This is a genomic window from Cardiobacterium hominis (assembly GCF_900637305.1).
Lineage (GTDB): Bacteria > Pseudomonadota > Gammaproteobacteria > Cardiobacteriales > Cardiobacteriaceae > Cardiobacterium > Cardiobacterium hominis.
In genome coordinates this window covers 1,004,294-1,028,379 of record NZ_LR134365.1, presented here as the reverse complement: position 1 = coordinate 1,028,379, position 24,086 = coordinate 1,004,294, and the positions used below count along the sequence as shown (strand labels likewise).

General features: G+C 61.3%; 17 protein-coding genes and 1 pseudogene. 3 read left to right on the top strand and 15 right to left on the bottom strand.

Features of this window, described 5'->3' with window-relative positions; translation table 11 throughout:
- Positions 1–40 precede the first annotated feature (40 nt).
- Positions 41–1,384 carry an FAD-dependent oxidoreductase gene (locus EL199_RS04945; RefSeq protein ID WP_003755202.1) on the top strand — a complete coding sequence of 448 codons (1,344 nt, stop codon included), beginning with the start codon at positions 41–43 and terminating at the stop codon, positions 1,382–1,384.
- Between the two features lie 54 nt (positions 1,385–1,438).
- On the opposite strand, the pseudogene EL199_RS04940 reads toward EL199_RS04945, so the two are convergent.
- A pseudogene (locus EL199_RS04940) lies at positions 1,439–2,040 on the bottom strand (transposase); the annotation flags it as partial.
- 14 nt (positions 2,041–2,054) lie between these two features.
- On the opposite strand from EL199_RS04940, the gene EL199_RS04935 reads away from it, so the two are divergent.
- The gene (locus tag EL199_RS04935) at positions 2,055–3,071 is read left to right on the top strand and encodes an O-acetylhomoserine aminocarboxypropyltransferase/cysteine synthase family protein (RefSeq protein WP_004139331.1); all 1,017 of its coding nucleotides are present in this window, start codon (positions 2,055–2,057) and stop codon (positions 3,069–3,071) included.
- A gap of 203 nt (positions 3,072–3,274) precedes the next feature.
- Here EL199_RS04935 and EL199_RS04930 read toward each other — a convergent pair whose 3' ends face one another.
- The 4 genes from EL199_RS04930 to EL199_RS04915 all read right to left on the bottom strand — a co-directional run bounded on the left by EL199_RS04930 (position 3,275) and on the right by EL199_RS04915 (position 6,218).
- Complete coding sequence (locus EL199_RS04930; RefSeq protein WP_004139330.1) at positions 3,275–3,490, bottom strand: heavy-metal-associated domain-containing protein; 216 nt, start codon at positions 3,488–3,490, stop codon at positions 3,275–3,277.
- A 337-nt stretch (positions 3,491–3,827) separates the two neighbouring features.
- Entirely contained in the window at positions 3,828–4,010 is a 183-nt protein-coding gene (locus EL199_RS04925; RefSeq protein WP_004139329.1) for a hypothetical protein, read from the bottom strand.
- Positions 4,007–5,149: an inner membrane CreD family protein gene (locus EL199_RS04920; RefSeq protein WP_004139327.1), complete on the bottom strand. Its 1,143-nt coding sequence runs from the start codon at positions 5,147–5,149 to the stop codon at positions 4,007–4,009. The genes EL199_RS04925 and EL199_RS04920 overlap by 4 nt, the downstream gene beginning before the upstream one ends.
- A gap of 322 nt (positions 5,150–5,471) precedes the next feature.
- Positions 5,472–6,218, bottom strand: a complete 747-nt coding sequence (locus EL199_RS04915) for an oxidoreductase (RefSeq protein WP_081447787.1) — start codon at positions 6,216–6,218, stop codon at positions 5,472–5,474.
- Here EL199_RS04915 and EL199_RS13635 point away from each other — a divergent pair.
- The gene (locus tag EL199_RS13635) at positions 6,143–6,463 is read left to right on the top strand and encodes a helix-turn-helix domain-containing protein (protein ID WP_081447786.1); all 321 of its coding nucleotides are present in this window, start codon (positions 6,143–6,145) and stop codon (positions 6,461–6,463) included. The genes EL199_RS04915 and EL199_RS13635 overlap by 76 nt on opposite strands.
- Before the next feature lie 43 nt (positions 6,464–6,506).
- Here the strand turns inward: EL199_RS13635 and ygiD are convergent, their stop codons facing one another.
- The 10 genes from ygiD to EL199_RS04860 form a co-directional block, all read right to left on the bottom strand.
- Positions 6,507–7,298, bottom strand: a complete 792-nt coding sequence (gene ygiD, locus EL199_RS04905; RefSeq protein WP_004139321.1) for a 4,5-DOPA-extradiol-dioxygenase — start codon at positions 7,296–7,298, stop codon at positions 6,507–6,509.
- 16 nt (positions 7,299–7,314) lie between these two features.
- On the bottom strand, positions 7,315–8,160 hold the full coding sequence (locus EL199_RS04900) for a ChbG/HpnK family deacetylase (RefSeq protein WP_050768024.1): 846 nt from the start codon (positions 8,158–8,160) through the stop codon (positions 7,315–7,317).
- On the bottom strand, positions 8,157–8,621 hold the full coding sequence (locus EL199_RS04895; protein WP_004139316.1) for a GtrA family protein: 465 nt from the start codon (positions 8,619–8,621) through the stop codon (positions 8,157–8,159). Before EL199_RS04895 ends, EL199_RS04900 begins: the two co-directional genes overlap by 4 nt.
- The gene (locus tag EL199_RS04890; protein ID WP_004139315.1) at positions 8,618–9,001 is read right to left on the bottom strand and encodes a hypothetical protein; all 384 of its coding nucleotides are present in this window, start codon (positions 8,999–9,001) and stop codon (positions 8,618–8,620) included. The genes EL199_RS04895 and EL199_RS04890 overlap by 4 nt, the downstream gene beginning before the upstream one ends.
- The gene (locus EL199_RS04885) at positions 8,998–9,966 is read right to left on the bottom strand and encodes a glycosyltransferase family 2 protein (protein WP_004139313.1); all 969 of its coding nucleotides are present in this window, start codon (positions 9,964–9,966) and stop codon (positions 8,998–9,000) included. The genes EL199_RS04890 and EL199_RS04885 overlap by 4 nt, the downstream gene beginning before the upstream one ends.
- An 84-nt stretch (positions 9,967–10,050) precedes the next feature.
- A complete protein-coding gene (locus tag EL199_RS04880) occupies positions 10,051–10,407 on the bottom strand; it encodes an endonuclease domain-containing protein (protein WP_040354437.1) in 357 nt (118 codons plus the stop codon).
- A gap of 110 nt (positions 10,408–10,517) precedes the next feature.
- Positions 10,518–12,032 (bottom strand): glycosyltransferase family 39 protein, encoded by a 1,515-nt coding sequence (locus EL199_RS04875; RefSeq protein WP_126316013.1) that lies wholly within the window; start codon positions 12,030–12,032, stop codon positions 10,518–10,520.
- Positions 12,033–12,186: 154 nt separating this feature from the next.
- The gene (locus EL199_RS04870) at positions 12,187–13,146 is read right to left on the bottom strand and encodes an acetyl-CoA carboxylase carboxyltransferase subunit alpha (RefSeq protein ID WP_004139304.1); all 960 of its coding nucleotides are present in this window, start codon (positions 13,144–13,146) and stop codon (positions 12,187–12,189) included.
- Between the two features lie 3 nt (positions 13,147–13,149).
- Positions 13,150–13,605: a hypothetical protein gene (locus EL199_RS04865; protein ID WP_004139302.1), complete on the bottom strand. Its 456-nt coding sequence runs from the start codon at positions 13,603–13,605 to the stop codon at positions 13,150–13,152.
- Complete coding sequence (locus EL199_RS04860) at positions 13,602–24,071, bottom strand: Hpt domain-containing protein (protein ID WP_126316012.1); 10,470 nt, start codon at positions 24,069–24,071, stop codon at positions 13,602–13,604. The genes EL199_RS04865 and EL199_RS04860 overlap by 4 nt, the downstream gene beginning before the upstream one ends.
- Positions 24,072–24,086 lie beyond the last annotated feature (15 nt).

Below are 24,086 nucleotides of genomic sequence, written 5' to 3'. Positions count from 1 at the left end.
TATAATTGGCGCGCAATCCATCATTTCACAGAGACAAATTATGCACACACAAAATCTTATTATCGGCTTTGGCAAAGCGGGCAAAACGCTGGCGGCAGATTTGGCGAAACACGGGCAGCAGGTCGTGCTGGTGGAACAGTCGGCGCAGATGTACGGCGGCACTTGCATCAACATCGGCTGTATTCCCAGCAAAAAACTGATTGTCGAGAGCGAGCAGCGCGGGCATAACGCCGACAAAGCGGCAGTGTTTGCGGCGGCGATGAACGCGAAAAACACCCTGATTCCGAAATTGCGCGCCGCCAATTTCGCCAAACTGGACAATCTGGACGGCGTAACCGTGCTCAACGCGCGCGCCGAGTTTCTCGACGATCGCACGGTCAAACTGACTGACCCAGACGGCGGCGAGCAAACCCTTACCGCCGAACGCATTTTCATCAACACCGGTGCCACCCCGCGCCGCCTGGGTGTGGCGGGCGAAGACAGCCCGCGCGTACTGGACAGCACCGGTGTGCTCGCGCTGAACGAACGCCCGCGCCGCCTCGTCATCATCGGCGGCGGCTACATCGGCTTGGAATTTGCCTTTATGTTCCACGCTTTCGGCAGCGAAATCACCATTCTCGACGGCGGCGACCGCTTCCTGCCGCGTGAAGATCGCGACATCGCCGAAGAAATGCTGCGCGTATTAAACAGCAAAGGCATCAAGGTGTTGCAAGGCGTGAAGATTGAAGCGTTCCGCGACAATACGGCGGACACCAGCGTCATCACGTCGCAAGGCGAATTTACCGCCGACGCGGTGTTGGTGGGCGTGGGGCGCGTGCCGAACACGCAAGGATTGGGCCTGACAAACGCGGGCATCAAAACCGACCAGCGCGGCTTCATCCTCGTTGACGACCATCTGCGCGTGCAAGGCAAAAACCACATCTGGGCGATGGGCGACGTGGCGGGCAGCCCGATGTTCACCTACATCTCGCTCGACGACTACCGCATCGTGCGCGAACAGCTTTTCGGCGACGGCAAACGCAACCGCGCCGACCGCACCCCGTTCCCGACCGCCACCTTTACCGAGCCACCGCTCGCCCATATCGGCTTAACCGAAACCGCCGCGCAGCAATCGGGGCGCGAGGTGAAAGTGTTGAAACTGAAAGCCGACGCGATTCCGAAAGCCAAAATCCTCAACCAAACCGACGGCCTGCTCAAAGCCGTGGTGGACGCGCACAGCGGCGAAATTCTCGGTGTAACCCTGTTCTGCGCCGAAGCGCACGAGATTATCAACCTGTTCAAAATGGCGATCGATCACCGCATCCCCGCCACCTACATCAAAAACCAAATCTTCACCCACCCGACCATCGCCGAAGGGCTGAACGATTTGTTCGCGGGCTGCTAAAAAACTGGTTGTAAAACGACCGCACTTGATACGGAAATGCCGTCTGAAAGCGATTTCAGAATCGGTGCGGGTATGTTGTTTGTAACCAAGTTTGTAGAGGCCGTTTTTCTTTGTCCAGCGGGCATCTTTATCTTTACTCGATGTGGTTTGGCCGCTGACTTGTCCCTCCTCATCAACTTCTATGGCCTGACGCTGTTTGCTGCCGGCGGTCTGAATAATGGTGGCGTCAATGACGGCGGCGGATGCTTTCTCTATTTTTAGGCCTTTTTCGGTCAGTTGGCAGTTAATCAGTTCCGGCAATTCGGACAGGGTGTCGTCTTGCGCCGTCGGTTGCGGTAACGGCATAAGGTGCTGTAATCGGGGATGCTCAACTCGTCAAAACGGCAAAACAGGTTGAAGTCGATGCGGGTGATGAGGCTGTGTTCGAGTTCGGGATCGGAGAGTCTGTGCCATTGTCCGAGCAGGACGGCTTTGAACATGGACAACAGGGGATAGGCGGGACGGTCGCGGTGGTCTCGGAGATAACGGGTTCTTTGACGGTTCAGGTACTGTTCGATCGGTTGCCAATCAATCACCTGATCCAACTTCAATAGAGGGAAGCGGTCGATGTGTTTGGCAATCACGGCTTGGGCGGTTTGCCGGAAGAAGGTGCTCATGGAAAATCCTCTAAATGTCTTGGTGGGAGTTTAGGGGGATTTTGCAAAGATCTCTCATCGCCACCCGCACGCTTTATGGTGGCACTTACAATCTTTTTGCCCACACTCTGCCGCGGCAGGGTATTGAAGTGCGCTTTATTGACCCGGCGCATCCGGAAGACATCGCCCGCCTTTGCGACGCCCGCACCCGTCTCGTTTATGGCGAAAGCATCGGCAATCCGGCGATTAACGTCCTCGATATTCCCGCTTTTGCCGCCGCCGCGCACGCCGCCGGTCTGCCGCTCATCATTGACAACACCGTCGCCTCGCCCGCACTTTGCCGCCCGCTGGAGCTGGGGGCGGATATCGTCGTTGAATCTCTGACCAAATATATCGGCGGCCACGGCAACAGCATTGGCGGCGCCATCATTGACGGCGGCCGCTTCCCTTGGGCAGAAAGCGAACGCTTCACCGTCCTCGCCAGCCCCGACCCGTCCTACCACGGCGTGAATTACAGCGAACATTTCGGCGCTGCCGCCTTCATCGCCCGCGCCCGCGTCGTGCCGCTGCGCAACACCGGCGCGGCCATCAGCCCGCTCAACACTTTCCTCATTCTGCAAGGTCTGGAAACGCTTGAACTGCGCATGGCGCGCCACAGCGAAAACGCCCTTGGCGTCGCCCGTTATCTGCAAGCGCATCCGCAAGTCGCCTGGGTGAATTATCCCGGTCTGGCGGACAGCCCCTACCACGCGCTCATCCAGCGCGATTTCGGCGGGCTTGCCTCCGGCCTGCTCAGTTTTGGCATCAAGGGCGGCATGGACGCGGGCGCGCGCTTCATCGACGCGCTGCAACTCATCACCCGCCTGGTCAATATCGGCGACACGAAAACGCTCGCCACCCATCCGGCCAGCACTACCCACCGCCAGCTGAACGAAGTAGAACTCAAGGCGGCGGGCGTCAGCGCCGACATGGTGCGTCTGAGCATCGGCATCGAGCATCTGGACGACCTCCTCGCCGATTTGGAACAGGCGCTCGCCGCCGCGCAGGGCTAGGGGGGTGTTTGCATTTCGTTTTGAATGCGGTCGCTACGCGGTTTTCACACCCCCTCCCTGCCCCTCCCCCGCTTCGCAGGGGAGGGAAATTCAAATTGCAAACAGCCCCTAAATCGCCGCGCAAAAAAACAGCCTGTATCAACAGGCTGTTTTCATCATGTTTTCGCGATACCCGGCGGCTTTGCCGCAAGGTTTCAGGCGGTCTATGCCGATAACGATGCCTCAAACCCGCCGTCTTCCACCGCCTCAATCAACGCGGCCGGATTCGTTTTTGCCGGATCGAACGACACCGTCGCATTCTTGGCTTCCAAACTGACATCCGCACGCGCAACACCATCTACGCCCTGCAAAATGCCGGTAACGTTCTTGACGCAGCCGCCACAGTTCATCCCGCCAATATTCAAAACAACCGTTTGCATAACACCTCCAGAAAACCAATAAACACGCGGCAAGCACATCGCCGCACGGGGCGCACTATACGGCTTCCGCCGCGTGCAGGCAAAGCGCCGTCGACCCGGCATCGCCCCTCCCTTGCAGGGCGAAGCCCGCAGCGGGCGGGTACCCATGCAAAATGCGTCCGCATTTTGCATGGGGCCCGGGGGAGGGTCGGGGAGGGGGTGGGCGATGTTGTTGATGAATCGAAATTCCGGTTTTTCAATTGATTGCTGCCCTCACCCCACCCCCTCTCTCGTCCTACGGACGAGCAATGCTTGTCCCAGTGGGAGAGGGGCTCGTTCGTCGAATTGTCAACAGCACCTATGACCTGCCCCGCATATAAAGCACCCGGCCGTCGCCGCCGACAATCAGGCGGCAGGCGGGACTTTGGATGCCGTAGCAGCCGTTGGCTTCCTCAATATGCAGCGGGGCGGTCGGCAAATGATAGCGGGTGAGCAGCGCGGTGGCATAAGCGCGGGCGGCGCGGATGGTGAGCAGTCTCATGACAAATCCTCGCGTTTTTTCAGGTCGTACCAGTCGAAATGGCGTGTGCCGTACATCACCCCAGCGAGCGTGGCGAAGAGCAGCAGGCTGCCGATGAGCAGGGTGTATTCCTGCGACTGCAACAGGAGATAAAGCACGGCGTAGGCGGCAAGCAGCAGCGCGCCGAGGGCAGCGGCGCGGCGTGTGCCGCCTAGCACCGCGCTCAAGTAGCCGGTTATCAGGCCGTTGCAGGCGAGCGCGGCGACCAGATAGGCGGCGGTGAAGCCGATATGTTCGCCCAGCGAGAGCAAGAGCAGGTAGAAAATGCAGATGGCCGCGCCGACCAGGGTGTATTGCACCGGGTGGACGCGCAAATCGCGCAGCGTTTCAAAGAGAAAACAGCCGCCGAAGGTGATGAGCAGGAATAACACCGCATACTTGCTGCTGCGTTCGGTTAGGCGGTAGAGGTCAAGGCGGTTGCTGAGGGTCGCGCGCGCCTGATAGGCATCGGCCTGGGTGGCGACGTTTTGCTGCGCGATTTCCGCGTAATGCTCGCGGTCGTGCACAAGACCGTTGAACAACTGCATGGCAATCAGCAGGATAGCGCAGATAACGGCGATGATGACGAGTTTTTGCGTGGTTTTTTCCATGAGGAAGCTCCGAAGTTTAGGAGCGACCAGTATCGTGCGGATGGCAGGCGGCTGCTTGAAGCGGCGGTGAATTGTCGGTGAATTGGGCAGGGCGATGAGCGCAATCACGGCAGACACGGCGGCAAAAAACAGCGCGGCATAAAGATCGAAAAGGTCAAAATGGGCGTGATTGAAGCAAATCACAATGCCGCACCAGGACAATGCACCCGCCGGCGCTGCCAGCAGCAGCCCGCGCAGATTGCGGCAGCATTGCAGCCGGGCGAGGACAACACCGCAGACGGACACCGGGGCGGCGCAGACAAGGGCGGCAATAAGCGCGTACCCTACGGTTTTCCCTGCGGACGCGCCAAGGAACGCTCCTAACAGGAAAAACAGCACAAAGACGAAGACAGCGACCAAAATGGCGCCGATGGCAAAACGGCGGATGACCGCCCCGCGCGGATAGACGGGGCGGGGCGGCGGTGGGACAAGCGGAAACAGCGCGGTAGTCGTGCGATAGCGGTAAGCCATAAAACCTCCAGAAAAACAGGAGGCCGCAGTATCGCGCGCGGCGGCAGGCACTGTGTGAAGGCAGGGTGAAATGTGCGGGGATTTTGTGCCGCTATCCATCAAGAGGAAGTGTTGTACGACCATCCTCCGAAAACCGCATACGGTGTTTCGTTGCTGGGGGTATAGGGTGCGCCTTGGCGCACCATTGATACGAATTCTGCGACGGTGCGCCGAGGCGCACCCTATGGCGTTGTTTTCAGCAGCACGCCTTGTATGAGACTTTATGTGTATCACTAGACATGAGCAAAAAGGCTGCCATCGGCAGCCTTTCTTTATATTCAAATCACGGCAAAAACGGATAATCAATATATCCCTGCGCGCCGCCGCCGAACATGCTCGCGTGATCGGGTGCATTTAATTCGGCACCGAGCGCGAATCGTCGCGGCAAATCGGGATTGGCAAGGAATGGCGCACCAAAGGCGATTAAATCGGCAATGCCTTTTTCCAGTTCTTTTTCGCCGCTTTCGGCGGTATAGCCCGTACCGGCGATGAGGGTTTTTTCCACCATTGTGCCGAATAATTCGAGTTCATCTGCTTGCGGGTAATGCGGCAGGAGCGGAAACATTGGTGAGCGTTTCATGATTTCCACAAAAGAGAAATCCAGTTTGTTTAATGCGCCAATCAGGTAATGGTATGTGGCGACCGGATCATTAAAGGCAATGCCGGCATAGGGATGCAGCGGGCTGATTTTAATGCCGACTTTGTCGCCACCAATGGCGGCAATAATGGCCTGCATCGCTTCCAGGGTAAAGCGCGCCTTGTTTTCGATGCTGCCGCCGTATTCGTCGTTGCGCTGGTTGCTGGAATCGGCGAGGAATTGTTGCGGCAAGTAGCCATTGGCGGCGTGGAATTCGACGCCATCGAATCCGGCTTTGATGGCATTTTTTGCCGCTTGGGCGTAATCGGCAATGATTTGCCGGATTTCGGCGCGCGTGAGTTCACGCGGGGTCAGGTATCCGCTGTCTGGGCGGGCAACCTGAAAGGCACAGCTGGGGCATCGGATTATCGTCCACGGGCGCAATCCTGCCAAAACCGCCGCCTCAAATTCAGCCCCCGCCCCTGCAACGGCGGCTCAGCGAACACGACGCCAGCTACCAAACCCTGCTCGATGCCGTCCGCCTTGCCGTCGCCCGCCAAATGCTCGCCGACACCGCAATGGAAAACGGCGAAATCGCCTTTTATCTCGACTTTAACGAAGCCAATTCTTTCCACCGTTTCTTTATCGGGCAAACAGGCAAAACGCCGAACGAATGGCGGGCAGAGAAGCGGGCGTAAGCCAAAGCATTGCAAGGCGTTGCGGGATTAGAAACGGTGCACGTTATGTAGAACGCGCGCCGACTTGTACTGCGGTCATGGAGAGCGAGCCGCCGATGATTTCGTCGTTAAAAAGGCGCACCGGCTCGCCGGAATCGCGTTGGGCGAGGACGTAGAGCAGCGGCAGGTAGTGTTCGAACGGCGCGGGTACGGCGCGGCGGACATCGTCAAGCGCGAGGTAGTGGATAAGGGCGTCGCGGTCGTCTGCGAGGATGGCGCGGTTGATGCGGTCGCGGAAAGCCTCCGCCCAGTCGTAGGCAAAGGGTTCATCGACGCGGGCGAAGTCCAGCTCGCGCAGGTTATGCACGATGTTGCCGCTGCCCATGATCAGCACGCCTTCGTCGCGCAAGGGGCGCAGTTTTTCGGCGAGCGCCCAATGCCAGGCGGCAGGCTGCAAGACGTTCAGGCCAAGTTGGACGACCGGTACGTCGGCTTCGGGATAGAAGTGGCGCAACACCGCCCAAGCGCCGTGGTCCAGGCCGCGGTCGGGGTCGGCGTGCAGCGCGTATCCTGCCAGCAGTTCGCCGACGCGCGCAGCGAGTTCCGGCGCCCCCGGCGCGGGGTATTGGGCTTCATAGAGTGCGGCGGGGAAGCCGTGGAAGTCGTAGAGGATGGGGTTATGCACGCCGCTCATGATGCGCAGGTCGCGGCCAATCCAGTGCGCCGAAACCATCAGGATGGCTTGCGGTTTGGCGATGGCGGCGGCGGTTTGCAGGAAGGCGCGGTTGTAGCGGCTGGCGGGGTCGATGGCGTTCATCGGGCTGCCGTGGCCGAGGAAGATGGCGGGGAGGGTCATGGTGGCTCCGGTTTTTTTAGGGGATTTCTGCCCAGCGTTGCGTCTCGCAGGCGTGGTTTTGCCAGAGGGCGGCGAAGGCGTCGCTCGTCAGGTAGCGCCATTCGTTTTCGCGCGCGGGTTTGATGTCGTCCTGCCAGTCGTCGCCCGGCACGGCGGGGTGGCACATGATGACGCTGCCGTCGGGTGCGGCGGCGAGCCAGCGTTGCCAGTGGCCGGCGAGTGTTGCCGCGTCGGGTTTGAAGTCGTAAACGCCTCCGAAGCAGGGGTTTTTGCGCCAGCCGTCGCTGTGGCGGTCAAGGTGCTGGCCGCCGAGGGTGTGAATGAGGCGGGATTTGTGGTCGCGCGCGAAGGGGCGGGTGCTGCGCAGGGCGGGACGTGCGGGGTAACGCGCCGCGGCCTCTTGTAGCAGGGTTTCGCGGATTTGCGGGAATTGGTGGACGTGCTGGTGGCCGTCGATGAAGGCGGGCGCGTGGCCGGTGAGGTCTTCAAAGCGGTCAAACTGGCGGCGGATGAGGTCGCGCAATGCGGTCGGCTCAAAGCGGCGCAGCCAGGCGCGGGCGAGGGTTTGTTTCAGCGTGCCGCCCACGGCGGGGTATTGGCGCGCAGCAAAGCCGGTGAGGTCGAGGTGCAGGCCGATGTCGCAGTCGCTGGCGTGGAGGCGGGCGAGGGTTTCGTGCGGCAGTTCGCCGAGGCTCATCAGGCTGGTGGACTGGATGCGGCGCGCTTCGGCGAGGCGGCAGACGGCTTCGTTGACGGCGGGCGAGAGGCCGAGGTCGTCGATGTTGAGGGTGAGTTTTTTCATGTAAGCGGCGGGGTCGGTGGGTGATGTGATATTGGTGGCAAGGACGTGTTTGCCATTCAAGGTGTGTCGTCGCTGCGCGGGTTTTCACACCCCCTCCCCAACCCGCCCCCGCTGCGCAGGGGCGGGGGTTTTGCGTGAAATGCCCAGTATTTGCCGGCGATGAAGCTGAAAGCGGTGACGGCAAGGGTGACGGCGAACCACAGCGGCAGGTAGTACGCCGCGCCCAGCCAGGCGAGGCCGAGGGCGAACAGCGCCTGGTTGGCGGCAAAGCCGGTGAGTGATACGGCCAGCCAGCGCAGGACGCTGTCGCGCCAATGCGCGCCGCTGTGCCGGAAGGTGAGGCGGTAGTGTCCGGCGAAGCTGACGCAGAAGGCGACGGCAAAGGCGATGAGGTTGGCGCTCAGCGGCGGCACGTGCGCGCCTTCAACGGCGAGCGCCAGCACGGCGAAATGTACGGCGGCGGCGGTCGCACCGACGAGGAGGAAGTAGCCGCCTTGTTTGGCGCTGTGGGCGGCGCTCATGGTTGTGCGGGTTCTGGCGGCGCTTGCCAGATGGGTTTTTGCGCGCTGCCGTAGGTGATGTGTTTCGGTCTGCCTTGCACGCGGATTTCCCGATCCAAAGCGCCGCTGTATTTGGGGTTCGCCAGCCGCTGGTAGAGGGTGATGTTTATGGTTTCGCCGTCGGGCGCGATGTGGATGTCCGAGGCGGCAACGCCCATCGCGCTGTTGGCGAGCAGTCCGGTCAGCTGGATTTGGGTGGCGTTATTTTCGTTTTGCACGGCGATGTTAAAGTCCAGCCATTCTTCTGGGGTGATTTCTTTGGGGAACAGGCTGTTTTTCGCGGCAATGGCGGCGGTGGCGAGGATGGCAATGGGCAATAGGGTCAGGAGTGTTTTTTTCATGGCGCGTGTGGTGTGGTGTGGTTTACGTCCGTGTCGCTGCGCCATTCATCCGCGACGAGATAGAGCGGGCGCTGCTTCACTTCTTCAAAGATGCGGCCGATGTATTCGCCGATGATGCCAAGGCAGATGAGTTGCACCCCGGCAGAGAACATGATGCCGGCGGTGACGGTCGTCCAGCCCGGCACGTCGCGGCCGAAAAACAGCGTTTCCAGCACGACCCAGATGCCGTAAAAAAGCGAGGCGAGCGAGACGAGGATGCCGGTGCGGGAAATCCAGCGCAGCGGCTTCAGCGAAAACGAGGTGATGCCAACAATGGCCAGCTCAAACAGGCGCGGATAGTTGAACTTGCTTTCGCCGGTCTGGCGCGGTGCCGCCTGAAACGGCAGGTAAACCGTTTTGAAACCGACCCAGGCGTACAGCCCTTTCATGAAGCGCTGCCGTTCCGGAAGCGCCAGGAGTGCGGCGACGACTTTACGCCCCATGACGCGGAAATCGCCCGCATCCGGAGTGAGCGCGTAGCGGCTGCCGTCCTGCATGAAGCGGTAGAAACCGCGCTTCAGGAAACCGAGCAGGCGGTTTTCGTGGCCGCGTTTCGCCTGCACCGCCGCCACCATGTCCGCGCCCTGACGGTGCAGGGCAAGCATTTCGGCGAGTACCGCCACCGGATGCTGGCCGTCGGCATCCATCATGGCGACCGCCTCGCCGCGCGCCGCTTGCAGTCCGGCGCTTAACGCCGCCTCCTTGCCGAAATTGCGCGACAGCGTCAAAAGGCGCAGCACGACGTTCTCCGGCAGTGCGGCGGCGGTGCAGACGGCACGCACGTCGTCGCGGCTGCCGTCATCCACGACGATGATTTCCGCACGCGCTTGGCTGGCGAGCCAAGCGGTCAGTTCGGGGAGGAAGGCGGCAAGCGCGGCGGCGTCGTTATAAACAGGAAGAATGAGGCTGAGGGGGAGGGTGTTCATGGTTGGTTCTTGAATATTCTCCCTCCCTCGCAGGGCGAAGCCCGCAGCGGGGGAGGGTTGGGGAGGGGGTAGCGTACCGTGCTTTCAGGAGAAATGCTGACAATATTGCCGGATTTCCGCCAACACGCTTTCCGTTTGTTGCAACACATCATGATTCCAGAAGCGTAACACTCGATAACCCTGACTTTGTAAGAATGCGCTTCTTTGCTGGTCATAGGCTTGCTGGATGGCATGTTGCCCGCCATCCAGTTCGACAATTAACCTGATTTCAGGGGCGGCAAAATCAGTAATGTAGTTGCCGATAACGTACTGGCGACGAAATCTGATGCCATTTAACTGTTCACTACGCAAATAGCGCCACAAACGGCGCTCAGCGTCCGTCATACTTTTACGCAGTTCACGCGCGAAGTTTTGCAGTTTTAGATCGCGTGTTGTTCTCATAGTTTTGATACCGCTACGAGGAAAATCAGCATTGTCACCCCCTCCCCAACCCTCCCCCGCTGTGGGCTTCGCCCTGCGAGGGAGGGGGGAAGGCTTCAATTTTCCAACATTTATTGCCTCAATGGCGCCACCCAATACACCACCGCCCGCTTCTCCTGCGGGCGCGGATAACGCCAACCCTGCGCGCGGTAAACTATTTCCTGCCGCAACACCGCCGCGCCGCGTGCCGCTAGCCACGCTTCCGCCTGCATTTCGCAAGCCGCATCATCTCCCGTGCCATACGTGCCGGTGCAGAAAATCGCGCCGTGTTCGCGCGCCCACGTCGGATGCGGATTGACCAGCGCGGGCATGGCGTCCGGCACGCCGGGCAGGGCGCGCGGATGCGACGGCGCAAAGAAGGCAAACGACGCACTTTCCGCCCAGGTACCGCCGACCCAGCGCAGCGTCGCGCCGGGATAACGTTCGGCAAACGCCGCCTCCACCGCCGCCACCAGCGCTTGCCGCGAATAATAATAGCTGGACTTGCCGCGCAGCGCGGTGCTGGTCACATAACCCGCGCTGCCGACAAGAATCAGCAGCGCCACCCCATAAACCGCACGGCGCGCCTGCGGCCACAGCGGCGCTTCCGGCAGCTTCGGCAGCAGCCACAGCGTGAACAGCGCGGGCAGCGCGAACCACAGCGGAATCGCCCAATGCGTCGTCAAATGAATGCCGAGCAGCACATGCAGCGCGAGGGTAATCGCCGCGGGTAACAGCGTGAGCGCGACGAGCGACGTGTGCGGGAAAACCGGCGCGAGCACGGTTGCATGCCGCTGCCACCGCCGCCACAGCCAGGCGAAAAGCAGCCACGGCAGCGCCCAATAATAAAAAGCGGAAAGGGCGAAGGTCGCCATGCGCGCCGCGCCGTCGCCACCGGCGAACTTGCCGGACAGATACTGGCGGAAGGGAAAATCCAGCGTCCATTCCCAATACACATGCGGCGCGAGCAGCGCGGCAAAAACTGCCAGCGCCACATACGGGTGCGGGCTGGCGTACCAACTGCGCCACGGTCGCAGCAGGGAAATCAGGAACAGGCTCAACAGCAGCACGCCGGAAAAATACTTGCCGAGCATTGCCGCCGCCGCCAACACGCCGAGCGCCACGCTCCAGCCGAGCGCCGCGCCCGGCCGCGCCGCGCGGAAAAAACAAAACGCCGTCCACGGCCACAGCGACAGCAGCACGGTATCGGCGTTGAACTTGGCGGCGAGGTTGGCATAAGGCAGGGAAGCGAGCGCGAACAGCAGCGCGAGCAGGCGGGCGTTATCGCGGCGCACATCATGGGAAGGCGGCAGCCACAGCGTAGCGAGGGCGACGATGCCAAGCGCACCGACGGCGGCATTTACATAAGAAAGCAGAAAATACGCCCACACTTCCGTCGGGAAGACGCTGAACCACAGCCGCACCAACCAGGCAAAGAGCGGTGGATGCTTGAAAGAGCCCCATTCCCAGGTCTGCCCCCAGGCGTAGTTCTCGACCATGTCGCCGTAGCTGTCGAGCGAGGGCGAGCGCAGCCACGACGCCAACAGCCACACGGTGATGTAGGCGGCAAGCAGCAGCGCCCACGGCGTTTTTCCGTTTTTGTGCATCGTGTTCTCCCTGCATGAAAAGCGCGGATTTTACCGTCGCGCGGCGGGATGCGGAAATGAATGCGTCACCCCGTGGGGTCAGGCGGGCGGCGTTTCGTTTTGCATGCCGTTATGAAAACACCCGCCGGAGCGGGTGTTTGTGATGGAGGACGATTCAAGCGGTTGCGAATTGTCCGTAGGCGCGGATTTTGTCCATCCGCTTTTGCATGCGCGTGGCGCTGTCGAGTTTTTCCAGCGCGGCGAGCTCTGTGGTGAGGGTCGCGCGCAGGGTTTCTGCCATGGCGCTTTTGTTGCGATGCGCACCGCCCAAGGGTTCGGCGATGATGCCGTCAATCAGGCCGAGTTTTTCCAGTTTGCCGGAGGTGACTTGCATGATTTCTGCCGCTTCCGCCGCTTTTTCCGCGCTGTGCCAGAGGATGGAGGCGCAGCCTTCCGGCGAGATGACGGAATACATGCCGTATTGCAGCATCAGCACGCGGTCGGCCACGCCGATGGCGAGCGCGCCGCCACTGCCGCCTTCGCCGATGACGACGGCGATGGTCGGGATGTTGAGTTTTGCCATTTCGTAGAGATTGCGCGCGATGGCTTCGGACTGGCCGCGTTCTTCGGCGCCAATGCCGGGATAGGCGCCGGGGGTGTCGATGAAGGTGATGAGCGGTAGTTTAAAGCGCTCCGCCAGTTTCATCAGGCGCAGCGCCTTGCGATAGCCTTCGGGGCGCGGCATGCCGAAGTTGCGCCGCACTTTTTCTTTGGTGTCGCGGCCTTTTTCGTGGCCGATAATCATCACCGCGCGGCCGTTCAGCCGCGCCAGTCCGCCGACGATGGCATGGTCGTCGCCGTAGTGGCGGTCGCCGTGTAGTTCGCGGTAGTCGGTGAAGGCTTCTTTGATGTAGTCCAGGGTGTAGGGGCGCTGCGGGTGCCGCGCCAGTTGGGCAATCTGCCAGTCGTTGAGGCCGGCGAAGATGCTTTCGGTCAGGGTTTTGGTCTTGTTTTGCAGGCGGGTGATTTCGTCGCCGAGATCGACTTCGGTCTGGCTGCTGAACTGGCGCAGTTCGGCGAGTTTGTATTCCAGTTCGGCGATGGGTTGTTCGAATTCGAGGTAGTCGGGGTTCATGCGTCAGCTCATGGTCAGTTCGGCTTCCAGTGCCATCAGGTTGGGGAGGACGATACGTTTGCCGTCTTCGTGCCCGGCGAGGTTGACGTAGCGCGTGATGTAGCGGTGGCTGCCTTTGCCGAGCGCGGGGATGTCTTCTTCGCCTGCGTTCATGATCAGCGGTTCGCCGTGCGCAAGGATAGCATATTGGCGGTATCTGCCCTGCGGGTTGACGGCGTTGACCAGGATGACGCGGTAGTGGCTGCGGTCTTCGTCTTTGCGCTCGGCGAGCGGTTTGTTGGTGAAGAAGTCCAGGAGCGGGATTTTGTCGTTCTGGATGAGCAGGCCGCCGATGACGTATTCGCTGCCGCTGTCAATCAGGAGCGGCGGCGCGTAGGGGAAGACGTGCGCGATGAGTTCGGCCGGCAGAATGAGGTAGTCCTGCGCGGTCGGCACGAGCATGACGTTGATTTGGTTCATGACAGTTCTCCCCGTCTTTTCAGCAGGTGTTCGAGGGTCTGGATGAGGACTTCTTCGCTGTAAGGTTTGCCGAGGTAGCCCTGTACGCCGATGGCATCCGCGCGTTCGCGGTGTTTGTCGCCGGTACGCGAGGTGATCATCACGATCGGCACGTCGCGCACGTTGCTGCTGTTGCGCACGTGGCTGGCGAATTCAAAGCCGTCCATGCGCGGCATTTCGATGTCGAGCAGGATGATGTCCGGGGTGAAGCCCGCCAGCACTTCGATGGCGTCCAGTCCGTCTTTGGCGGTGGCGACGTTGTAGTGGTGGCGCTCCAGGAGGCGCGTGCTGACTTTGCGCATGGTGACGGAGTCGTCCACCACGAGGACGTTCGGGATGCGCGCTTCTTCGGCGGCCGCGACTTCGTCGTGGATGGGCGTGAGGTTCGCAATGCGCCGCGAGAGGTCGAGCAGTTCGAGTACCGGGACGACGCGGCCGTCGCCAAGGATGGTCGCGCCGGAGATGCCGGGGATGTTCAGTACTTGGCGGTTGACGTTTTTGACGATGATTTCCAGGCGGTTCAAGATGCGATCGACGTGGAAGGCGACCGGTTCGCCGCCCGCGTTGATGAACAGCACCGGCGCGCTCTGTTCTTCCACGGCGAAGCTGTATTGCTCCGGCTTGAAGTAGGCGCCCAGGATGTACTGGCGGTAGTCCTGGTCGTTGTAGTGCTGGTACACGGTTTCGCCGTCGAAGCTGCGTTGCAGGCTGTCGCGATCCACCTGGCTGATGGCGGCGATGGAGGACATCGGCGCCGCGAAGGTTTGTCCGGCGATTTCGACGAGCAGCACTTCGGCGATACTCATCGAGAACGGCATGCTCAGGGTGAACTGGGTGCCTTTGCCGCGCAGCGAGTACACGCCAATCTGACCGCGGCGCTGTTTGACCATTTCATTGACCACGTCCATGCCGACGCCGCGTCCCGCCAGTTGTGACAGGGATTCGGCGGTGGAGAAGCCGGAGCGCAGGATGAGGGTGCTCAGGTAGGCTTCGTCGTTGGCGCGTTCGGGGTCAAGCAGGCCTTTGGCAGCGGCTTTTTCGCGGATGCGGTCGTAGTTCAGGCCCTGGCCGTCGTCGATGAGGTCAACGGAGAGTTCGGCGGCATGGACGGAGACGACCAGCTTGATGGTGCCAGTTTCCGGCTTGCCGGTGGCCAGACGCACTTCCGGTTTTTCGATGCCGTGGGCGAGCGAGTTGCGAATCATGTGCTCCAGCGCGGGCAGGATGTCTTCCAGCAGGCGGCGTTCGACTTCAACTTCGCCGCCTTCAAGGATGAAGTTGACGTCTTTGCCGACGCTTTTCGCCGTTTGTTTGACCAGGCGGCGCAGGCGCGCTTCGTGGACGTCAAAGCGCATCAGCTGCGTGGTCAGCAGGTGGTCCTGGATGCTGCGCTGGATGATGCCCTGCTGCGTCGAGAGGTTGCGCAGGATGATGTTGTCCTGGCTCAGCGTGTCTTGCAGGTTCTTGAGGTCGTCAATGGCCTCGGAGAGCTGGCGCGAGAGTTGCTGGATTTCGGAGAAGCGGTCCATTTCCAGCGGGTCGAAGTGGGTGTCGTCTTCGCCCTGCTGTTCGCGACGGTAGAGCATCTGCGCTTCGGTTTCGCTGTCCAGACGGCGCATTTGTTCGGCGATGCGGGTGGCGACGCGGGTCAGTTCGTTCAGGTTGAATTCCGCTTCGCTGATGACGTTTTCCATGCGCGAACGCATGATGGCGGTCTCGCCAGTCATCGCGATCATTTCGTCAAGCAGCTGCGCATCAACGCGGACGTAACGCGGCAGGTTGTCGGCGTTGCCGTCCTTGTCGTCTTTCTTCGCTTCCGGTTTTTTCTCGTCTTTTTTATCCGGCTGGTCGTTGCCGTATTCGATGACGGATTCGACGCCTTCCGGTTTGCCGTCAAAGCCTTTGTCTTTTTCTGGCGGTACAGGCGGCGGCGCGACCGGGGGTTCGCCGGTTTTTGCCGCAGGCGCAGGGCTATCCGCAGGCGCGGCAGAAGCGGCGCTTTCCGCGTGTTGCGCGTGCGTGCTGTGGGCAGCGCTATCCGTCGCCGGCGCGGCAGCGCTTGCAGCGGGTGCGGTGCTGGCAGACGGTGCTGTTGCGGGTGCGGCGGGCGCTGTGCTGGCAGCACTGCTGTCGGTATCGCTGGCGGCAGGTGCTTCGGCGGGAGCGGTTTGCGGTGCTTCGCTTTGTGCCTCTTGCGGCTGTTCTTGCGGCTGCTCTTGCGGTTGTTCGCTGCTGTCTGGTGCAGGTTCTGCGTTGTCGCCGGCTTTTTGTGACGGCGGACGGTACACGCCGCTATCGGCAAAGGTTTTCAGCGATTCGTTTACTTCCAGCGCCGGTTGCGGCATTTCGTGGCGCAGGACGCTGTCGAGCATGTCGTAATGCGCGTCCAGACCGAAGTGGAGCAGGGTCTTGGCTTGTCGCACTTTGCCCTCCGCCAGCTCCGGCACTTTGTCAATGACCGACTCCATCAGGTGCGCGGTGTCGCCGATGGCGGTGAAGCCGACCAAGCGCGCGCCGCCCTTCAGGGTGTGCATGGTGCGTTGCAGTTCTTCCACCACTTCTTTTTTGCTGAAGTCGTCTTCAAGCAGCTGGCTGGTGGTTTGCAGCAGCTCCTGTGCTTCGTCGGTGAAGATGTCCACCAATACCGGATCGATGTTGTCGTCGAAATCGGTGACGATCGGCACTTCTTCTACCGACAGATCTACCACCGGCGGCTCGGCTGCGTGTTGTTCGGCTTCGCGCGCTTCCTGCAACTGCGCCAGACGCGCCGCTTCGGCCGCTTCGGCGACTTCCGGATACGGCAAGGGCTGGTCGAGGTAGCTGTGGATGTTGTTGAGGATGTAGGGGTCGGTCTGCGGCAGGTAGCCGTCGCGCACCGAATCGAGCATGAGCATGCCCTGCCACATCGCGCCGACGAGCAGGCTGGTCGCCTTGCTGCTCGGCTCGGCCTGGCCATTGACGATGCCGTCAATCAGCGATTCCACACCGTGCGTCAAATCGCCGATGGCGTTGTAACCCGCCATGCGCGCGCTGCCTTTCAGCGTGTGCATGTCGCGGCGGATGGAATCGAGACGGCTCAACTGGCTGCGGTTTTCGTCCCAGCGCTCGGCTTCTTCCTGACTGTGGGCAAAGAGCGACATCGCCTCGTCGATAAAGGTTTCCGCCAGCATGGTGTTGGCATTCGGGTCTTCCACCAGCTCGCTGCCCAGCGGATCGCCGCTGTAGGGCATCGCCCCCGGCGTGCTGCCGGGTTTGCCGCCGCCCAGTTCGCGGCGGCTGTTCATCAGCGCGTTGATGGCTTCGATAGCGTCGTCTTCGTTCGCTTCTTCTTCGTAGTTTTCAATCAGGTTGGCGCTTTGGCGCAGCACGGCGGCGCAGCTAAGGCTGACCGGCGTGCCTTCTTGTTTGTGGGTGAGCAGCAGCTGCTCGATGGAGTCCAGCAAACGCCAGACCCACGGCGGCGCCGCATCGCTGTCGATGCTGTCTTCGATGTCGTACACGGCATCAATCAAGTCATCAATCAGCTCCGGCGATTCGGTTTTGTCGGCAAGCTGCGACAGGGTATCGAACTGATCCACCGCGCGCAGGAAGCCGGCGCGATTGCTCTCAACGGATTTTTCCGCATGGATGGCATTATCCAGCCCCGGATGCTGCGCCAATGAGGCAAGCTCCTGGCTGAGACGTTCCGCCGGATTGGCGCGGCGCGGCATGCCCGCCAGAATGCTGTTCAAATCGCCAAGCGAGATGGCGCCACTAACACTCGCCGACGGCTTGCTGCTGGCGGGAGTATGGTTGAAGGAAACGGGCATATCGACGATTTGCGCGTCATCCAGTTCGGGGTGGTCGCCCGGCACGGTCGCGGTATCAATGAAACCGCCCGCGTCTTCGCCCTGTGCGCCCGCATCTTGCGGCGGGATATCAACGAAGCTCGCATCCACCACCTCATGCTCCGCAGCGGTATCGACGAAGCTGTCGCCATCGGCGGTCACATCGACAAATTCTGCGCCGCCTGCGGGGGCTTGCGCCTTCAGCGTGGCCGCATCGGCAGGCGCGTCGCCGTCTTGCGACAACACCGCCTTGACCACCATCGCCGGTGCTTCCGTCTGCAAGCCCGCATCCGCGAAGACTTGCGCCACCTGCTGCGGCGCAAAACCCTGCGCGGCGAGCGACTCGCCCAAATGCTGCTGAACCGTAGCGACCGCTGCCGGATCTTGCGGCAGGCCATGCTGTTGCCAGTTGCGCTGCAACGTAGCCGCCAGCGCCGCCTGCGTATCGGCGTCGCCCTCCTGCAAGCCGCGGCGCAACATGCCGAGCAGGCGGTTGTAAACCTCCGGCGACAGTTCTTCCGGCAGGCGTGCCGGTTCCGCCGCTTTCTCTGCGGCGCGGTTCAAAATGGATTCAATCGTCGCCGCATCGGCCTCGTCCCCCAAGGCATCGCTGATGCGCTTGGCAACGGTGGCACGGGTGTCGCGGTCATAGAGCGAATGCGATTCCGCCCATTGCGCGCCAATACTGGTGGCGAGCATTTCCTGTGCGACGGCGCTGTCGCCCTGCGCCAAGCCGGCACGCAGCGTTTGCAGCATCTCGCCGTAGGCCTCATGCTGCACGCCCTGCGGCAGCGCGGCGGCCTGCATCGCGGCGCGGTGCAAAATATCTTCGACGGCGGCAACATCTGCCTTCCCGCCAAGCGCGGCGCTGATTTGCTGCGCCACCGCGGCGCGTGCGGCAGAATCCTGCAAGCTGTGCGGCTCCTCCCATTGCGCGGCGATGAGCGTCGCCAGCGATTCCGCGGCTGCTTCATCGCCCTGAACGCCTGCCAGCTCGGCATGCAGCGTTTGCAACATCTCGCCGTAGGCTTCGTGCTTGACGCCTTGCGGCAGATTGGCAGCCTGAACGGCAGCGCGCAGCAAAATCCCTTCAATCGTTGCGCTATCTGCTGCACCGCCTAACGCTGCACTGATGCGTTGCGCGACGGTTGCGCGCGCGGCGGGGTCTTGCAACGAATGCGGTTCCACCCATTGGGCGCCGATGGTCGCGGCCAGCTCCTCGGTCGCGGTCTCGTCGCCCTGTGCGGCAGAGAGTCCCGCGTGCAGCGTTTGCAGCATTTCGCCGTAGGCTTCGTGTTTGACGCCTGCGGGCAGCGCAGCGGCTTGTACCGCGGCGCGGTTCAAGATGCCTTCGACGGTCGCCGCATCGGTTTCGCCGCCAAGGGCAGCGCTGATTTGTTGTGCGACAGCGGCACGGGTGTCGGCGTCTTGCAGGCTGTGTTGTTCTTGCCATTGGGCGCCGATGGTCGCGGCAAGCGCTTCTGCCGCCGCTTCGTCACCGCTGGCAGCGCCAATGCCCGCGCGCAGCGTTTGCAGCATTGCGCCGTAGGCTTCGTGTTTGACGCCTGCGGGCAGCGCAGCGGCTTGTACCGCGGCGCGGTTCAAGATGCCTTCGACCGTCGCCACATCGGTTTCGCCGCCAAGGGCAGCGCTGATTTGTTGTGCGACAGCGGCACGGGTGTCGGCGTCTTGCAGGCTGTGTTGTTCTTGCCATTGGGCGCCGATGGTCGCGGCAAGCGCTTCTGCCGCCGCTTCGTCACCGCTGGCAGCACCAATGCCCGCGCGCAGGGTTTGCAGCATTTCGCCGTAGGCTTCGTGTTTGACGCCTGCGGGCAGCGCAGCGGCTTGTACCGCGGCGCGGTTCAAGATGCCTTCGACGGTCGCCACATCGGTTTCGCCACCGAGGGCAGCGCTGATTTGTTGTGCGACAGCGGCACGGGTGTCGGCGTCTTGCAGGCTGTGTTGTTCTTGCCATTGGGCGCCGATAGTCGCGGCGAGCGCTTCTGCCGCCGCTTCATCACCGCTGGCAGCACCAATGCCCGCGCGCAGGGTTTGCAGCATTTCGCCGTAGGCTTCGTGCTTGACGCCTGCGGGCAGCGCAGCGGCTTGTACCGCGGCGCGGTTCAAGATGCCTTCAACCGTCGCCACATCGGTTTCACCACCGAGGGTGGCGCTGATTTGTTGTGCGACGGCGGCACGGGTATTGGCATCTTGCAGGCTGTGTTGTTCTTGCCATTGGGCGCCAATGGTGGCTGCGAGCGCTTCTGCCGCAGCTTCATCACCGCTGGCAGCACTAATGCCCGCGCGCAGGGTTTGCAGCATTGCGCCGTAGGCTTCGTGTTTGACGCCTGCGGGCAGCGCAGCGGCTTGTACCGCAGCGCGGTTCAAAATGCCTTCGACGGTCGCTGCATCGGTTTCGCCACCGAGGGTGGCGCTGATTTGTTGTGCGACGGCGGCACGGGTGTCGACGTCTTGCAGTGAATGTTGTTCTTGCCACTGTGCGCCGATGGTCGCGGCGAGCGCTTCGGCGGCGTGTTCGTCGCCTTGGGCAGCGGCGAGGCCACCGCTCAGGGTTTGCAGCATCGCGCCGTAGGATTCGGGACGCACACCGACTGGCAATGCCGCCGGTACGGGTGTTTGTTCTGCGACTTTTTCGGCGACACGGCTCAAGATGGCTTCTACGGCCGCGGCATCGGTTTCGCCCGCGCCACCCAAGGCAGCGATGACCCGTTGCGCGATGGCATCGCGTGTCGCTTCGTCTTGCAGGTGGTTGTCGGCGTGCAGCTGGCTGCTGATGCGGGCGGCGAGCGCTTCTTGCGCGGCGGCGTCTTGCGCTTCGCCAATGCGGTCGCGCAGGGTTTCGAGGAGCTGGTCGTAGTCGGCTTTGTCGAGGCCTGCCGGGGCTTGTCGCGCTTTTTCGGCAGCGCGGTTCAATACGGCTTCCACCAGCGCGGCGTTGTCGTGTCCGTTGCCACCGAGGACGGCAGCCATTTGTTCGGCGACGGCGGCGCGGATGGCGCTGTCTTGCAGGCTGTTCTGGTTCTGCCACTGGTTGCCAATGGCGGTGGCGAGCATTTCTTGTACTTCGGCACTGTTGGCGTTGTCCAGGCTGGCGCGCAGGGTTTCCATCATTACGCCGTAGGAATCCTGACGCACGCCTTCGGGCAGGACATTCGGCACGCGCTGCGGCACATGCGCCAACATGGCGTCCAGCACGTTTTCATCTACCGCGCCTTCGCTGGCAAGCGCCGCTTTCAGGTGGGCAATGATGTCGTCGCGGGTTTCGCCTTCGGTGGCGATGCCCTGCTGTAGCCATTGACGGCTGATGCTGTCGGAGAGTACCGCCTGCATGTCTTCGTCCGCGCCGGTAGCGAGGCCACGGCGCAGGGTGCTTAGCATGCGGTTATAAGCCTGTTCGCTGATACCGTGCGGGGTTTCGTGCGGCGGCAGTCCGGGAGCAGCGGGCGCGGTGAGGCCGGGTTGTACCGGCACGGCAGTATCGCCAGCGGCATTCGCCTGGGCGAGGATGTCGGCAACCCATTGCGCCTGCGTGCCGCCTTCGTTCTGGAAGCTGGCGAGCAGGCTTTGCGCGATGGCTTCGCGCAACGCCGGATCGTCAGCGACGCTTTGTTGCCATTGGCGGCGGATGGTTTCGGCGAGCGCCGCCTGCATGTCAGCATCCGGCTCGCCCATGCGCAGACCGCGTTGCAGGGTGCGCAGCGCCTTGTCGTAGCCTTCTTGTCCGGCAAAATCGCTGGCAGCGGCAGCCGGTGCGGCGATACTCGCCGGTTCTTCCTGGCGCTCGTGCGCAACGGCATCCGCGCTGGCGGGCGCTACGGTCTCTTGCGCTGCGGACTCTGCCGCGCTATCGCTGAAGGTGAAGTCGTCTGCCGCCAGCGTAATGGCGGGCGCTTCGTGCTGCGGCGCGCCGTCGTGCAGCGCAGCGCTCATATCGGCGGCGGTTTCTTCTGGTGCGGGTTCTGCTGTCTCGCTGGTGAGGGTAATTGCGGGAGCTTCAGATGCGGCGCTAGTAGATTCATCCGCCAAGGCGATGTTATCAAAGGCGGCCCATTCGTCGTCCACGGCAGAGGTCGCGGTTTCCGCGACAGAAACGGTAGCGCTCGTAGCAGATGCGGCACCGTCGGAGAGTCGCAGTTGGCGCGACAGGGCATCGAGCGCCTGTTGTTCGCTTTGCGGCGCATCCAGAAGCGACAGGCGCACCCGCTCGGCGACCAGTGCCTGTTGCAGCAGCGCGCCTTTATGCTCGACAAATTCGTCCTGTGCCTGTAAGACATTGAGCAGGGAAATGGCGTCGCCAACGGTGTCGCGCACCAGCGAGTTGGCGGCAAAATCTTTTTCGATAACGCGGTTGAGCAGCTGTTCATGCTGCCAGGCAAACTCGCCCAGCGCTTCGTAACCAACCGTGCGCCCGGAGCCTTTCAGGGTATGGAAAGCGCGGCGGATATCAATAGTGTGCTGTGCATCATCGGGATTTTCACGCCACTGCGGATAGACTTCATTCATTGTCGCGACGATTTCGCCCAGCTCTTCATTGAAGAACTCGCGGATTTCCTCGTCCATGACCGCATCGGCATGGCTGCCCATAAAGGTCATTTTTTCGGCGGGAACGTCAAAGCGCTCCAGATCGGACAGCGACTTGTTAGCGAAGTAGGCAATACCGACCGGCGCGCCTTGCGTACGGGCGGCAGCGGGTGCGCTTGCCGGTGCAGATGGCGGTTCATCCAGCGCGATGGCCGCAGGTTCAACGGCGCTTTCCGCAGACGCTTCGTCTGCGACTTCCAAAGCGCTTGTGTCTTCTGCGGCGGCTTCGGGCTCGTGTGTTTCGGGCGCTGCGGGTTCTTCCGGGGCGACTTCCGCTGCAGCGGGCTCTTCTGCCGCAAGCGCTGCGTCGTCTGCGGGTACGGTGGCATCTTGCGGCGCGATCGCTTCCGGAGTGGTGGGCGCTTCGGTAGCGGTCGTTGCGTCGCTTTGCGGTGCTGCCGTCTCCGCGCTGACCACAGGCGGTTGTACCGTGGGTACTGGAGATGGCGTTGCAGCTTGCGTGGAGGCCGGCGCGCCCGGCGCTACTGCTGGCGCGGCCGCATCATCGCCTGCGCGGACGGAAATGGCGTTATCGCCCGCAGCGCTGCTTTGCGCCAAGCCCATCGCGAGTTTCGGCGCGGCAGAAACGGTGTCGTGGCTGGCAAGCACGACTGGCGTCGGCTCTGGCAGATCTTCCTCTTCCGGCGTTTCTTCCTCTTGCTCACGAACAGAGAAATCGCCTGCCAAGACTTCCAGCCCGGCGCCCAAAGCGTCTTTGAATTCCTGAATGTCGCCCGTATTTTCTACATCGTCTTCTGATTCTGTCGGCATGCTGTTGGCGAGTTCGACGAACAGCGCTTTGGCCTTGCCGCTAACCGGGCAAATTTTTTCAATCTTGCCGACTGCTTCCGTCAGGAAGGCGATATCCTGCACAGAAATTTTTCCGGCTTCTGCCAAATCACTGAACAGATATTCCACGGCAACCAGTGCATCAATCACCGGCACATAGGTTTGCGCGAGGGTGGCGTCATTCTGCGCCGTAAATTCGGCAAACAGCAATCCCATCTGTTGCAGGGGTGTCGCCAATTCTTTTAATTCAACCAACGCGGTAACGGAGCTGTAATGCACCAATTGTTTTGCCGCATCCGCCCAGGGTTGTTCTTGTTTGACGGTTTCAACCTGCAATACTTCCTTGCGCAGGGATTCAAAAAAGCCTTTGCCCTGCTTGCCGGTATCACGAATCAGCTTTTCAATTTCCAGCTGGCGGGAATGCGCGACTTGTACTTGTACCGCATCGGCATAATTGTTTGCCGTCGGAGCCGTTTGTGTTTCCGGCAATTGCTTTAATGTTTCTTGCACAAGAATCAATGCTTCGGCAACTTCGATCCACTCTGCATAAGAGAGATCCTTGGCCAGCATTTGATTGGCTTGTTGTAGCAGGAGTTGCGGTGTTTTCAGGGTAAGAATGGCAAAAATCTGAATCAGGCCTTCATTCTGGGCAATGATGTTTTCCGCATTAAATGGCGCATCCAGATTACGGATATGCTGCTCAATCAGGTTACGGCTGGTTTCTATGACTGTATTAACTTCGTTTGCCAGTGCCTGATAGGTTTCGCGGCTAATGAAGGGTTGTGTCGTTACCTGGATTTTTTCACCACCATCGGCAAGCCCTTTGACCGCAGCGGTCGCTTGCGCAACGGACTGTTTGTGGTTATCGCTGATATGATCCAACCGCTCGATATAGTCGGCCAAGACCAGCAAGCCAGAGGCAATTTCCGCGCCTTTTTCGGCAAATGCGGCATTCACCCCTTGTTCGCTGACACTTTGGTTCAGAGCCTCAACGCCCGCGACGATCGCTTCTGCCAAGGCAACGGCTTCGGTCTGCCCCATCAGGGAAAGGCCGCCGCTGATTTCTGCCATATGTTCGCGCAAGGCTTCCACACCGCCGGATTCGGGGCGCTCCAGCCATTCGATGAGTTGCCGTTTGATGGTGGCGATGTTGCGTGCCATTTCATCCTGAACACGCGCCAATAATTGATTGCCTAGTTCACTTGCCATGAAAACTCCTGTACC

Coding starts and splice junctions, on each gene's coding strand:
- EL199_RS04945 (WP_003755202.1), top strand. CDS start 41: ATGCACACACAAAATCTTATTATCGGCTTTGGCAAAGCGGGCAAAACG.
- EL199_RS04875 (WP_126316013.1), bottom strand. CDS start 12,032: ATGCACAAAAACGGAAAAACGCCGTGGGCGCTGCTGCTTGCCGCCTAC.
- EL199_RS04860 (WP_126316012.1), bottom strand. CDS start 24,071: ATGGCAAGTGAACTAGGCAATCAATTATTGGCGCGTGTTCAGGATGAA.
- EL199_RS04895 (WP_004139316.1), bottom strand. CDS start 8,621: ATGAGCGCCGCCCACAGCGCCAAACAAGGCGGCTACTTCCTCCTCGTC.
- ygiD (WP_004139321.1), bottom strand. CDS start 7,298: ATGACCCTCCCCGCCATCTTCCTCGGCCACGGCAGCCCGATGAACGCC.
- EL199_RS04880 (WP_040354437.1), bottom strand. CDS start 10,407: ATGAGAACAACACGCGATCTAAAACTGCAAAACTTCGCGCGTGAACTG.
- EL199_RS04935 (WP_004139331.1), top strand. CDS start 2,055: ATGTCTTGGTGGGAGTTTAGGGGGATTTTGCAAAGATCTCTCATCGCC.
- EL199_RS04890 (WP_004139315.1), bottom strand. CDS start 9,001: ATGAAAAAAACACTCCTGACCCTATTGCCCATTGCCATCCTCGCCACC.
- EL199_RS04925 (WP_004139329.1), bottom strand. CDS start 4,010: ATGAGACTGCTCACCATCCGCGCCGCCCGCGCTTATGCCACCGCGCTG.
- EL199_RS04920 (WP_004139327.1), bottom strand. CDS start 5,149: ATGGCTTACCGCTATCGCACGACTACCGCGCTGTTTCCGCTTGTCCCA.
- EL199_RS04930 (WP_004139330.1), bottom strand. CDS start 3,490: ATGCAAACGGTTGTTTTGAATATTGGCGGGATGAACTGTGGCGGCTGC.
- EL199_RS04865 (WP_004139302.1), bottom strand. CDS start 13,605: ATGAACCAAATCAACGTCATGCTCGTGCCGACCGCGCAGGACTACCTC.
- EL199_RS04885 (WP_004139313.1), bottom strand. CDS start 9,966: ATGAACACCCTCCCCCTCAGCCTCATTCTTCCTGTTTATAACGACGCC.
- EL199_RS04870 (WP_004139304.1), bottom strand. CDS start 13,146: ATGAACCCCGACTACCTCGAATTCGAACAACCCATCGCCGAACTGGAA.